The organism is Nitrosopumilus sp. S6 (assembly GCF_054515815.1).
In genome coordinates this window covers 25,826-38,903 of record NZ_JBTNRI010000015.1, presented here as the reverse complement: position 1 = coordinate 38,903, position 13,078 = coordinate 25,826, and the positions used below count along the sequence as shown (strand labels likewise).

Genomic DNA, 13,078 nt, shown 5'->3' with positions numbered 1-13,078 from the left:
CCCTTCCACATCCTATAACTGGACTGATTTTGCAGGTTTGTCTTGGGATTTTGAAGACGATTACGCTTAGCCAACTAGGAGGAGGTGAAAAGAAAGAAATGAAAACTAAAACAACAATTACAACAATAACTGTACTGACAGTAGCATCTATGTTACTAGTTTCTGGTTTTAACTTACCAGCAGCTGAAGCACAGTCTTCTCCATCAGTTAAGAAAGTAAAGATTACAAGCATGGCAGCACAAGAACCATACTTCCATTCTCAACCAAGAACAATTGGGTATGTGTATGTCTTTGAAGCATGCGCAGGTAATACTCCAATTATTGCTCCAGAAATTGTAGTTACATCTGATAGTGAAGTAAGATCTGTTAAACTTGCTACTAATCTTAGTCCCAACGCATGTCAGGTATCTTCTACAATAATCAAAGCAGCAAGTCCTGACACAATTAACGGAAAGCTGTTTACAAAAGATACGGTAACTAAGATGGTAAATAATGCCGAAAAAAGACTAGCAAATGTCAAAGGAATGCTTAGTGAAAAAAACATTACACTACAAACACTAGTCAAAGCTCCTGAAAGTACTAAAAACACATCAGACCTTGTAAAAATTTCTGAAGAGATTGTAGAGTTACGAAAACAACTCAAAGACGCAAGAGCTGAATACTATAGATTGTTATTCCTGATTCACGGATAACACTCTTTTTTCTTTTCTACGTAATCCTTTCATACTATGAAATTAAATAACAATATACAAAAAAAATGATTAAAAAAATTTCTGCTTCTATCGTGTTATCTATAATTATCCTCACTGGTAGTATGTCCTTGGGAAGTTTTTCTGATGTAAATGCCCAAACCTCAAATCTTTATGTTTCAGCTGAAAATCCTCAATTTAACAATAGAATGTCTGGACCTCAAGTAATTGAGGTTGTAGTCCGTGATCAAAATATTCGTGATACTGGTAAGGGTTTGGGAGAGCCAGACGTTACAGTAAACGGAAAAGATCTTAGAATGGTGCAAGCAACTGATGGAAATTGGTATGGTTATTTTTCTGATAGAAAACAAGCACAGATTGCAGATAAAACAGTTGGTTTAACTTCTAAAGGACTCGATTTTGGTACCTTCTGTTCACGAAGCACATCTATTCTGGGTGTATCTGTTACTGAAACTGATGGTATTGCAATTCCAGTAAGTGGTGCTGGAATTGGTGGAGAAAATGGTTCTAACCCTCCTAATCAAATCTCTGCTGATTGTTCTTTGAATTCACCTTACTCAAAAAACTCGATGAACGTTCTAAGACAAGCCAAGGCAATGAACCCTGGAAACACGAATATAAAACTTGGACAGATTGGTGTTGCATCTGTTGATCTTTGGCCATTTATCCAACTATATGATTTTTCAAAAGGTGGTAATGTTGTAGTACAATACAACAAAGGTGGAGGTGCACAACAAACAACTCTTACTTTTGATATTGCTGACAAACTAGTCCGACATGAATTAGATAGAAATTCTTATCCACGTTCCTCTGATGTCAACCTCAAAATCACTGACCTTACTTTGAATATTGATCCTACAAGTATTGATTCTTGGTCATTTGGTACTTCTCCTACAAACCCTTCAACATACTATCGACTTTTTGATTCGTCAGGAAATTCTCATTCAGATGGAACTGCAGGAGCTGTAAATCTTGTGCCTCATCTAAATTCAATGATGTTCAAAGACAACGGAATACTCAAAATTAATCCAAGCTTACAGGGACAAACAAATGTTTTAACTATTCAGGATAACATTCGTTCTCAAACAAATGGAGATGGAGAAATAGATATCTCACAAATTTCCACTAGTGCTGGTTCTATTGGAGCTGGCAGTCAACCTGTAACAATTACTGAAACATCTCCTAATAGCGGAATTTTTACAACTTTTGATGCCAATAATGATTCGGTATTAATTACAACGCAAAATGCCCCTAGAGGAACTTCTGCATCTATAGACTATAACAAAAAGCCCACGACACTTTTAATTGAATTTGGAAAGGGCACTTTGGCACTTGATGAAAAACTAAAGGGCACTGAATGGAATTCAGGAGAGGAAATGCCTGTAATTCTAGTTGATCCTGATGCAAACAAGAATAATTTAGAAAAAGAAGATCTTGATCTTTTCAACCCATCATACAAGTCCATTCCTGCATTAAGAACTGGAAATCCATTTACGCTTGGTTCTAGTGGTACTGAAACAAACAGCAAGATAGCAGCATCATTTTTGAATGGATTTACGCTAACTCCAACAACTTCTGGACAGTTTACATTGTCAGGATCCACATTAGGTACCAAGACTTCTGTCACCGTTGAAAAGTTTAGTGACAGAGCAAGAATAGACCCAACTCAAAATTCAGACTCTGATGCATTAGTTATTGATTTGAAGACAGATCTAAACAAACTCTATTCTTCTATCAACAATCCCTTTGATTCTGCAACTAAATTCAAAGGAGTTAACATGTTTAATTTTGATATTCGTTCCATTAATAGTACCATCAACAGTGTTGACATTTACTTGCTTGTTGGAGCTTCATCATCTCCCATATTGGATTCCTCAGGAAATCCTACATCTGGCCTTACTGCAATCAAAATTGCAACTGACACATCTTTGCAAAATTTAATCAACCTAAATTCTACAAAACAAGTGTCTAACCCACAAACCCTTCATAACAATTTATTTTCAAATTCATTTTCAGGTAATCAACAAATTGGATTGATGCTATCTTATTCTAAAATCCAAAACATGGGTACTGCAACAAAACCTATTGTAGCTGACTTTTTCTCTTATGGTTTAATAAAAGACGGGCAAGCAAAAAATGAAAGAATTGCAAATCAAATAGTTCGTGTAGAGGTAGAAGAATTGGCAAATAATTCTGGTAAATTTAGAGGTAGTCTTGAATACATTATGCTGAATCAACTAAATATCTTTGATTCAAAAACATATGAACAAATAGTTCCAATTGACGATGAACCAGTTTTTCTTGTAGCTCATGAACTAAAAGGAAACGATGCTGCTAGAATCAGTTACAACGACTTGAATTCCGACGGAGTGTTTATCACAATTTCAGACCAACAAGATATTCTCTCTCACATGGGAATTGTGGTGCTTTCAGTAAAGACATTCAAACCAGGTGATAATGTGGGAGTTACATTAACTGATAAAGATCTTAACGTTGATTCTGACTTGGTTGATATCTATACTGTTGTTGATCCTTTGAAATATCCAAATGACCCTGCAGCAGATACTGTGGGTAAACCAAACTTGGGTCTTACAAGTACCAAGCAACCATATGGACGATTATTAGAAATTACATTTGATGATGAGCCTTGGTTGAAATCTTCTATTTCTAAGGATGGCAAATCATGTTCGGCAATATCTGGAAGTGATGGATTAGCATCCACTGGCTTTACACTAGTTGAAACTGGAAGAAAAACTGGTGAGTTTAAAGGAGACTTTAAGATCCCATCTCAATACTGTTCAAGAAATGATGGTGGTATCGCAAAATCTACCTCAGGAATTGATATTGGTGCAAGATATTATGACTTTAGGGGCCAATCAAGTCAAGCTGCAATAACTAGTGCTAGTGCATCAGTTGGTGCAACAAGTGGTATTGTCAAACTAGATAAAACAAATTATCCTGTACCTATAGGTTCTGTTTCTGACTTTTTTGATTCAGACAAATCTTCTTCTACTAGACCTAATGGCCTTTCAATTTTTCCATACCATCTAACAGCAATTACTAAAAATGGAGATACAAAAGCAATTGATTCTGGTGAAGAGATTGGTCCTAAAGATACTATACTTTATGTCCAAATACATGATGCTGATTATAATTTGTCTCCAAACGGTGAAGACATATTGGCACAAAATGTTGATGGTACAACAAATGGACCAGTTAAGGTGTTTGTAACTAGAGGTTCTTCTAGTTTACTTTTAGCAACAGCGGGTGGTGAAGATGTAAAATCTGGAATAATCACAACTGGAAAGAATGTAAAGAGTGGAGTTACTAGGGAACTTGGACCGATATCTGAGACCTCTCCTAGTTCAGGTGTATTTCAATTCAATTTACCAATTAGATATGTTGATGGCCCTTCCTCTACAAAATGTCCTGTTACACCTGATTCAGGATTTACAAAATTAGATAAAACAAAATCAGGAGTACTGTCTAGATTTGATGTATCTCCATCTACTGGTAATTATTGTATCTTACACGGAGATGTAATTACTGTAGAATATTCTGATCAAGCAGATGCATCAGGTTCTAAGAGAACAGTATCTGATTCTGCAGCATTTGATCTTAGAATTGGAACCCTTCAGTCAGATACACAATCTTATGTGATTGGACGCAATGCGATAATTACCTTAATTGATCCAGATCTTAACTTTGATTCTAAAAAGGCAGAAACCTACTCACTTGATGTATTAGAATGGGATTCAGATAATGCTAGAGCAACAATGGGGCCTTTAGGTGGAACTGCTACTAAAAACGGAAAAATCTTTGATGCCCAACCATTTGGATTACGTGAGACTGGGGACTCTACTGGAATATTCCAAACAACAATAGAGATACCTTCAGAAATTAACGGAAAACCTCTTGATAGAGGTGAGACAATCAAACTTACCTACACTGATTGGGGAACTGCTGGCTCTGATTTTGTTGGAAAAAATGATCAAAAAGTAGAATTGAAATTTACAACTTCTAATTTCCAATCCTTAATCTCATTGGATAAGAAAGTGTATACTTGGACTGACAAAGTATATGTGACAATTACAGCACTTGACCATAATTTTGATGACAATAAGATTGATGAGATTGGTTCCAAATCAACAAATGAAATCAAAATTTCTACTAGAGGAAATAAACTAACTACATACAAACTAACTGAAACAGGATTTGATACTGGAATTTTTACAGGTCATGTGATACTTACAGGTTTCAAACATGATGCTGATGGAAATCCTAGAACTGGTGATATTGATGGAATCGATACTAATCCTAGAACTCAACCTAAAAGTGGTGGAGGTCCAAACAATGGATTCTTAGAATCTAAAAATGATGATGGTCTTACAGTATCATTTCAATTTACAGATAGAGAAACTTCTACTGCTTCAGCATTAATCAAATGGAATATTGGAGTAGTCGAATGGCTTCAAGGACAAACACCCTCTAATGGAAAAGGAATTGTTCGTGTAATTGATCCTGACATGAATCTAAATCCTGAAACCGTAAATACATTTACAATAGATATGTGGTCTGACTCTGATCTTGGTGGCATAGATGTTACTGTAACTGAAACCGGCCCTGCTACTGGAATCTTTGAAGGAGATGTTACATTTAGCACAAGGGACCAATCTTCGGGTCATAGATTAAGAGTAAGTGAGGGTGATTATGTCACTGCAAAATATGAAGACAACACATTACCAAGACCATACACAAAAGCTGATGAACTTAAAATCACATCAAGTATTGTTGTAGGACCTGTTGTTCCTCCATTAGAACGAGCATCCATAGGAACTCCTAAAATAGTCAATTCATTTGGAAGCGTAATTAATCAAGTTAAAACTGAAGAACAGATACAAATCACATCTGGTATTTCTAACCATCAGGTGAGAAGTCAACCATTTACCTATCTTGTTCAAATTACAGACTCGAACAATTTAGTGGATTCATTATCTTGGATAAGTGGGACACTGGAAAAAAATCAATCATTCTCTCCCTCTGTATCTTGGATTCCTTCTGCTCCTGGAAAATATACTGCAACAATCTTTGTTTGGCACAGTTTGAGCAATCCTTCTGCATTAAGCCCTACAGTAGAGTTTGAAATTAATGTAAATTAAATAAAAACTGTATATATTGTAAAAAATACGTATTTCTAATGACAAAAACAACTTTTGTAGCAATTTTTGCAGTTGCTGTTCTCTTGACGGGAACTATTGCAGGACCTATTGGATTAGTTCAATCAGCTGAAGCCTTAAAATCACAAGGAAATTCTGCCAGTGAAATTAATTCAAAAAAGGTTTGTGGTGATAGACTATGTTCTGAAGTTCGAGCAGAAGAAAAACCTGTTGAAAAAAAGAAAAAAGAACAAGTAAAAACTGAAAAGAAAACAGAATCTGCAGAAAAAGCAAAAGAAGCTCCAAAGAAGGATACAAAATCTGAAACAATGACTGCAGCCAAGGCTGTTACAAAAACTCCAAAAACTGTAACTGGTATTATTACATCTGAACAAGATCCTGGTGTAGGTCATGAAAACCATCAATTAGCAATAATTTTGCCTCCAAGTGACAAAACCTATCGTGGATATCTAACATACACTGCATCTGAAAATGTTCAACTAGTTGCATTGCATGGTCCGCTAAAGAAAGGTATGGACAAAGGACAAGCAATTTGGACTATGGATGGAAAGACAAAGTTTGGATTAACATTTGTAGATAAAGAAACCTCTACAGGAGTATGGCAGTTTTCAGGTAATGCAATTGCAATACACACAATGAATTCTGAACCATTCACTGTAAGCTACTCTGTTACATACACAGAACATTCTGTTGAAGGTGAAAGAGTAGTTAAAGGAACTACAACATCTGTACAGGATCCTGGAATTGGACATGAAGAACATCAACTAGCAATATTGTTGGCACCTAGAGACAAAGCATACTCTGGACATCTAACATTTGATGCATCAGAACCTGTTCAAATTGTAACCCTAATTGGCCCAATAGCCAAGGGTGAAGTTCAGGGAATGGCTCATTGGACTCCTGATGGTGAAACATATTATGCATTATCGTTGATTCCAACTAAAGCAGCTGGATCTACATCATTTTCAGGTAATGCATTGGCACTTCACACCTTCAATTCTGAACCATTCACTGTAAGCTACTCTATAGTTCTTACAAATCCACAAAAATAAGGAACTAGATAGTTCTTTTTATTTTTCTATTTTTTCTAATAATTTTTACATCAATCATGCGCTTAGATTAATCTCATTTAATGAAAAATATTGAAATGAACTTTTGTAGGCAAATATCAAATGATGGTTTTAAATCCTCTACTTGATTTCCATCGTGCCTTATTTTCTGGAAATACTTTGTTGCATTTCAAACATGAAAAGTCACAAGCAAGTTCAGCAAATACGTCACCGCATTCATTGCAAGTATAATGGTTTTTGATTTTTCTATGATCTACTCCCAGTGCTTTTAGTTCTTTTTTACACTGTGGGCATTTGTCCCCTACAAAGTTTTTCTCAGGTTCTACGGTCCCACATTCATAATGTTCAACAAGTTCTGTCTGAGCGAAATCTGATTTTTTACAACTAGGACAAGAGAAAATGTGACCAGTTCTAACAGAATCACAAAATGGACAACAAACATCTGAGATATCTTCTATTTCTTCTATTATTCTTTCAGAAATCAATTTTGTAATGTATTTCTCAATATTTTCTTTGGACATTTTGCTATTCTCAAGCAGCCATGTTTCGCTAATTCTATTTGTTGTTTTTAGTAAATCTATAATGTCTTGTTCTTTTTCATTAGAGTTTTCAGATTCTATAACTTTAAGGATATTTTTGAGATTTTCCAATCTTATGGGTTTTGAAAGAATCTCATATGCTCCTTCATTTATCAATTTTGTAATGATGGGAGAGTCTTTTTGTTCTGATGACACAATAATAATTTCTCCATCTGCATCCATCAATAATAATCGACTCAGAAGAGACATCCCATGTACATCTTGAAAATCATAATCTAGAAATACAATTGGATGTTCTCCATCCTGTCCCATTTTTTCAAACTCAGTAATTGCAGTTTGAGAATCCTTTGCTAGAATTATTTTCTGGTATCCTAGTTTTTCTAAAAACTCCTTTATTCTGATTATGATATTTTCAGAATCATCAATCACTAAAATTGGACGTTCTATCATTTATTTTACGACTGGTGTTTTGTATTAATGCTTTTTGAAAAGTATGTTCAAAGTCTATTTTAGAATGAAAAACAGCATGAGAGCCCACATGACTAAACTTCTCATGTGTTATCATTTTAGACTGTAATGTTTTCCAATAGAAAAAAAGAATCCATAAATTGATTTTATTCTGAATAAAGTCAACTGATTATTCTGATCAAACACATAGTTTCAAATAGTATTTGCATAAATTAAACACATGATTTTTCATATCCTCCTTAGTCTTTTGACATTTGGAGGAATTACTTTAGATGAAAATTTAGTCACATATGTAACAGATATTGAAAACATCACTAGTCAATTTGGAACTGATGTCTCTTTTACTGATCTTTTAGGATATTCTATTGGCATGGTAATTTATGGAATTTTTATTTGGAATTTCTATAGATTCCTTGCAAGACGTGAAATGATTCCTTTGCGTCTCAAAAAATATGAGACTGATGGAAAAAAGATCACCTCTATTATTGCTTATTTTGTAAAATATGTAGTTGTATTTCCTCTAGTTGTCTTAGTTTGGTTTGTAGTTTATTCTACATTTTTGTTCTTTATGGCACCTGATTTACAAACTGAACATGTATTTCTCATTGTAATTTCATTAGTAGTAACTGTTAGAATATCTGCCTATTACAAAGAAGATCTTGCAAAGGACTTTGCAAAACTGATACCATTTGCCCTATTAGGTATATTCCTTACAAGTAATATCTTCTTTACTGTTGAAGATGTTGCAGAAAGAACGTTAGGATTTCTTCCATTTTTAGGAAAAATACTTGGATTTGTTACATATGCCATTATTGTTGAAGCAATTTTGCGAATTTTATTTTTAGTAAAACGAAAAGCCATTCCTGTTGCCGATGAAAAATTGGAAGAACAAATTGAAAGTCAAATAAATGAAAAGATCAAAGTTCATGTAGAAAAAATTGAAGAAAAACAAGAAAATCTAGAAAAGAAAATAGAAAAAGAAACTGATGAGATTGAAAAGAAAATAGAAAAAGAAACTGATGAGATTGAAAAGAAAATAGAAAAAGAAACTGATGAGATTGAAAAGAAACTCTCAGAAAACTCTAAACCTGATGATACAAAAACCTCAAATTAATTCCTAGCACGTTATTTACTAAAGACTTCTTCATTTTTAATTATTCAAATATTTTCAACATCTATCAAAATGACTGGACAAGTCACATTTTCTACTATTTTTCTAGATACGCTTCCTAGCGACAATAACTTCTTTACACCTTTTAATTTTCTACGTTTAGACATGACAACTAAATCTATATTCTCATTTTGAACCGTATCTAGAATGATTTCAGCAGCATCTCCCATCTCAACTTTAACCTCAACTTCAATATTTTCATCCTTACATTGTTGACCGTGTTTTTCCATAACCTTTTGCATCTCATGACGCATTGATTCATTTGCTTCTTTGATACTCTCAAACATTTTTTCTCTTTCTGATTCAGCTAAGCCAAAGGATACTGGTGGATGATGAATCTCTTCAATAATATGTAAAATTGTTATCTTGGCAGAGGATCCCTTTGCTGCATGTATTGCATGTTTTAATGCACTATCTCCTGCTGGAGTTCCTGCATGAGGAACAAGTATGGCTTTATACATTACCAACAATTTCTTTCATTCTTAAATAAACCGTAAGTTGATTTTCAAAGTTGAAATCAAATTTGATATATTCAAACCCGTACCAGAAATCTCATGCAAGATTACTGTTTTAACAATTTATGTTGCCTAAAATTAGTCTCAAGTATGACTGTGATGTTTTTTTATTCAGTTTAGTTGACTTTAATTAGAATTAAGACAACTAGTTATTTAATTTCTGGATAATTTCAAAAAACCTAATTGTTTAAAACATAAAAGAAATATTCAAAATCATGAGATGCCCTAATTGTGGAAATCAAGCAAGTTGGAGAGATCCTGACTGTAACAAATGTGATGAAACATTACATCAAAAAAACTGTAAAGGCAAATCCCCTGATTGTAAATGCCATGAAATCAATGAGAAGGCATGGACTACAAAAAAATCCCAACAATCTGGATAGCCTGCTTTCCAACTTTGTTTAATGATGTTTCATGTGCCAGATGTATGTATTTTATTTAAAAAATTAATTCTATTTTATTTGCTATATCCCTTCTGCACTGCCGTCTCGTCTTATTTCAGCTACTCCTTGAAACCCTTCACGTGTTTGACATTTAAGCACAGCATGGATTGCACCTAGAAAAAATGAGTATCTTTCTCTAACATCAATTTCATATCCCAGTGTTTCTAGATATTTTGATACCTCGTTATTTGCAAATCCTTCTTCTATGCTAATTTTTCCGTCAATAGAACAATGAATTCTTGGTTTAATCATTGCAGTATCTATGGAATAACTACCATCAATTATTCTTGAAAGAAAATGACTTACTACTGAAAATATTCTTGAACTGCCTGGACTCCCAAGTATCATGATTGGTTTATCTTGATAATTCACTATGGTTGGACATACAGATGTCCAAGGTGCTGTATTTGGCCGTAAATAGAATGGGTGATTTGGATTTTTAAATTCATAACATGACATGTAATTGTTGTACAAAAATCCTAAACCATCTGCTGCAGCTTTTGAGCCATACGTTAATTCTATTGATTGAGTGATGCCTATTACATTTCCCTCATCGTCCATTACTGATAGATGAGTTGTTTCATCAGGATCATTTGATGGATCTTCAAAGGGAAGAGTAGGGTCAACTATATTTCTAATTGAACCTGCAAGTGTTCTTGCAAAGGATGTGCTTAGATGTGTTTTATCTCTTGTTTGGTGATATGTATTTGGGTCATACGGTCTTTGTGATCTATGTAACAATGCTTTTCGAAAAGTTTCTGCCACGAAATGATATGATTCAGGTTTTGAACTCCTAACAAATTCTGATGAAATATTATTTAGCATCATTAAAACTAGCAGTAAAGTTCTACCTGCAGTTGGTGGTGGCATAGTTACAATTTGAATTCCACGATATGTTCTAGCAATAGGTTTCCTTTCAATTGGTTCAGGAATTAATGCAAGATCATCTGAATGAAGGTATCCTTCATTAATTCTCATATCATCATTAATTTTTTTTGCTATAGTTCCTTGATAAAATGTCCTATAACCATATTTAGAAATTGTAGTGAGGGTTTCAGCTAAATCATCTTGAATGAATCTATCTCCTACATCATATGGAACTAAACCATCTTTGAGAAAATATTTTGCTCCTGATTTTGATTTAACTCGGAAAAATTTCTTTAAATTTTTTTCTTGTATGTCGTGTTGCAATTGTGTTATGTTATATCCATTTTTTGCAATACGGATTGAAGGTTCAACTATTTCTGACCAATTCAATCTACCAAAATTTTCATTAAGATACCCTAATACTGCTAGGGTACTGGGAACTGTTGTAGCTTTATACCCAACAAATCGTGTAGACCGTTTTTCAAAAAATGATGCATGTGCAAGTGATGGCGCACGACTAGAGCCATCCAAAGCAATTGTTTCTCCATTTATGTGAAGTAATGCTAATGATTGTCCTCCAATGCCTGATGCTTGAGGCTCACAAACACCTAGTGCTAGTGCAGTAGCACATGCAGCATCAATTGCGTTACCACCTTTTTTGAGCATCTCAACTCCTGCTTTTGTAGCATCCGGAAATGCTGATGACACCATCCCATGTTTAGCAACTGCGCATTTTTTATCTTCAGTTACTGTAAATGCCGATTCTATTTTTTCTAGATCCATACAATCATCCATTATTCTGGAAAAGTTCTTCCAGCTTCAACAACAGTATTTGTTGGCACATCTGTTTTTTCTAAAATAGTCACATTTTTTTCTATCACTACATTGTCTCCTATTTTGACATCGTTACCAACAATTGTATTTTTTTCCACTACTACGTTAACCCCAAGTATACAATTGTTACCTATGTTGCATTCTTTTTCTATTACACATTCATCCCCCATTACTACATTATTTCCAACAACTGCTTTTTTTTCTATGACTACTTTCTTGCCAAATTTACAATCATTGCCAATATGCACTTTCCATTGTATGGTTGCACTATCGTCAATAGTCACATTTTTTCCTATAACAGCACTTGGGTCAACACTTGTCATGATAGTTTATTTTATTGAGTTTATTTAAAGACTGATCAATTCTTGCCAAATGATTGTTTTCAATCTATTTATCATAAGTTCAAACGAAATAATTTTTCTGACAGTTTTTATTTACTTTGAAAAGTAGTGTCTTCTTTAACTAGTGTTCCATCTGGTACAATAGCATTATCTTTGACAGTGGCATTTTTTTCTAACATTACATCATTGCCAATTGTAACCCCATTCCCAATACTTGATTTTTTTGTAGCAACTACTTTGGTCCCAATGGTACAATCATTACCTATACGGACTTTTTTTTCTATCACTGTTTCATCACCTATTTTTACACCATTACCAATACTTGATTTTTTTTCTATTACGACATTTTTACCAAAAACACAATTGTCTCCAACATGAACCTCTTTTTCTATCTCTACACTGTCATCCATAGTGACATTTTTCCCTATAACTGCACTTTGATCTATATCTGCCATGATAATTAGTAAGTAGAATCTACTTTTTGAAGTATTTTGCTTTTAATGTTGTTCCATCTGGAAAAGTACGTCCAGATGATAATACTGTTCCAGTAGGTATGTCTGCACCATCTGGTACTTTGGTTTCTTTTTCTAGTACACAGTCATCGCCCATTTTTACTCCATTACCTATAACTGCACTACGTTCTACTACGTTTTCTTTACCAAAAACACAATCATTGCCAACATTGACGTGTCTTTCAATAACACAATGTTCGCCCATTTTTACACCAGTACCAATTACTGCATGTTTTTCTATTACTACTCTTTTATCTAAAACACAATTATCTCCAACATGTGCATCTCCTTCTATCACTGTACTATCTTGCATAGTGACATTGTTTCCTATAACTGCACTTGGATCTATATCTGCCATGCATTGTTATGGTTGTGGTTACTTAAAAGGTGGTTGCTAGTTGACTCTAAATTAATTCGAGACAACTTGTTTG

The 13,078-nt window shown here is 34.1% G+C and carries 11 protein-coding genes; 5 read left to right on the top strand and 6 right to left on the bottom strand.

The features are described 5' to 3' along the window. Nucleotides 1-29 precede the first annotated feature (29 nt). The 3 genes from ACX12B_RS08875 to ACX12B_RS08865 all read left to right on the top strand — a co-directional run bounded on the left by ACX12B_RS08875 (nt 30) and on the right by ACX12B_RS08865 (nt 6,939). Entirely contained in the window at nt 30-692 is a 663-nt protein-coding gene (locus ACX12B_RS08875; RefSeq protein ID WP_459353654.1) for a hypothetical protein, read from the top strand. A gap of 65 nt (nt 693-757) precedes the next feature. Continuing rightward, a complete protein-coding gene (locus tag ACX12B_RS08870; RefSeq protein WP_459353653.1) occupies nt 758-5,869 on the top strand; it encodes a hypothetical protein in 5,112 nt (1,703 codons plus the stop codon). A gap of 38 nt (nt 5,870-5,907) precedes the next feature. Next, complete coding sequence (locus tag ACX12B_RS08865) at nt 5,908-6,939, top strand: hypothetical protein (protein ID WP_459353652.1); 1,032 nt, start codon at nt 5,908-5,910, stop codon at nt 6,937-6,939. Between the two features lie 116 nt (nt 6,940-7,055). On the opposite strand, the gene ACX12B_RS08860 is transcribed toward ACX12B_RS08865, so the two are convergent. After that, on the bottom strand, nt 7,056-7,946 hold the full coding sequence (locus tag ACX12B_RS08860) for a TackOD1 domain-containing metal-binding protein (RefSeq protein ID WP_459353651.1): 891 nt from the start codon (nt 7,944-7,946) through the stop codon (nt 7,056-7,058). Nucleotides 7,947-8,184: 238 nt separating this feature from the next. Between ACX12B_RS08860 and ACX12B_RS08855 the strand changes: the two genes are divergently transcribed. Beyond that, nucleotides 8,185-9,078, top strand: coding sequence for a hypothetical protein (locus tag ACX12B_RS08855; protein ID WP_459353650.1), 894 nt, complete (start codon nt 8,185-8,187; stop codon nt 9,076-9,078). Nucleotides 9,079-9,122: 44 nt separating this feature from the next. Here ACX12B_RS08855 and ACX12B_RS08850 read toward each other — a convergent pair whose 3' ends face one another. After that, the gene (locus ACX12B_RS08850; RefSeq protein ID WP_459353649.1) at nt 9,123-9,596 is read right to left on the bottom strand and encodes a universal stress protein; all 474 of its coding nucleotides are present in this window, start codon (nt 9,594-9,596) and stop codon (nt 9,123-9,125) included. 269 nt (nt 9,597-9,865) lie between these two features. Between ACX12B_RS08850 and ACX12B_RS08845 the strand changes: the two genes are divergently transcribed. Then, a complete protein-coding gene (locus ACX12B_RS08845; RefSeq protein ID WP_459353648.1) occupies nt 9,866-10,033 on the top strand; it encodes a hypothetical protein in 168 nt (55 codons plus the stop codon). Between the two features lie 81 nt (nt 10,034-10,114). Here ACX12B_RS08845 and ACX12B_RS08840 read toward each other — a convergent pair whose 3' ends face one another. From ACX12B_RS08840 to ACX12B_RS08825, 4 genes are all read right to left on the bottom strand, one after another. Beyond that, complete coding sequence (locus ACX12B_RS08840; protein WP_459353647.1) at nt 10,115-11,743, bottom strand: gamma-glutamyltransferase family protein; 1,629 nt, start codon at nt 11,741-11,743, stop codon at nt 10,115-10,117. Nucleotides 11,744-11,754: 11 nt separating this feature from the next. Beyond that, the gene (locus ACX12B_RS08835) at nt 11,755-12,117 is read right to left on the bottom strand and encodes a hypothetical protein (protein WP_459353646.1); all 363 of its coding nucleotides are present in this window, start codon (nt 12,115-12,117) and stop codon (nt 11,755-11,757) included. Between the two features lie 107 nt (nt 12,118-12,224). Then, nucleotides 12,225-12,590, bottom strand: a complete 366-nt coding sequence (locus tag ACX12B_RS08830) for a DapH/DapD/GlmU-related protein (protein ID WP_459353645.1) — start codon at nt 12,588-12,590, stop codon at nt 12,225-12,227. 19 nt (nt 12,591-12,609) lie between these two features. Then, on the bottom strand, nt 12,610-13,005 hold the full coding sequence (locus tag ACX12B_RS08825; RefSeq protein WP_459353644.1) for a hypothetical protein: 396 nt from the start codon (nt 13,003-13,005) through the stop codon (nt 12,610-12,612). Nucleotides 13,006-13,078: the final 73 nt, after the last annotated feature.

Excerpts from the sequence above, each read along its gene's own strand:
- ACX12B_RS08830 (WP_459353645.1), bottom strand. The coding sequence starts at position 12,590 with ATGGCAGATATAGATCAAAGTGCAGTTATAGGGAAAAATGTCACTATG.
- ACX12B_RS08865 (WP_459353652.1), top strand. The coding sequence starts at position 5,908 with ATGACAAAAACAACTTTTGTAGCAATTTTTGCAGTTGCTGTTCTCTTG.
- ACX12B_RS08850 (WP_459353649.1), bottom strand. The coding sequence starts at position 9,596 with ATGTATAAAGCCATACTTGTTCCTCATGCAGGAACTCCAGCAGGAGAT.
- ACX12B_RS08825 (WP_459353644.1), bottom strand. The coding sequence starts at position 13,005 with ATGGCAGATATAGATCCAAGTGCAGTTATAGGAAACAATGTCACTATG.
- ACX12B_RS08835 (WP_459353646.1), bottom strand. The coding sequence starts at position 12,117 with ATGACAAGTGTTGACCCAAGTGCTGTTATAGGAAAAAATGTGACTATT.
- ACX12B_RS08860 (WP_459353651.1), bottom strand. The coding sequence starts at position 7,946 with ATGATAGAACGTCCAATTTTAGTGATTGATGATTCTGAAAATATCATA.
- ACX12B_RS08840 (WP_459353647.1), bottom strand. The coding sequence starts at position 11,743 with ATGGATCTAGAAAAAATAGAATCGGCATTTACAGTAACTGAAGATAAA.
- ACX12B_RS08855 (WP_459353650.1), top strand. The coding sequence starts at position 8,185 with ATGATTTTTCATATCCTCCTTAGTCTTTTGACATTTGGAGGAATTACT.
- ACX12B_RS08870 (WP_459353653.1), top strand. The coding sequence starts at position 758 with ATGATTAAAAAAATTTCTGCTTCTATCGTGTTATCTATAATTATCCTC.
- ACX12B_RS08845 (WP_459353648.1), top strand. The coding sequence starts at position 9,866 with ATGAGATGCCCTAATTGTGGAAATCAAGCAAGTTGGAGAGATCCTGAC.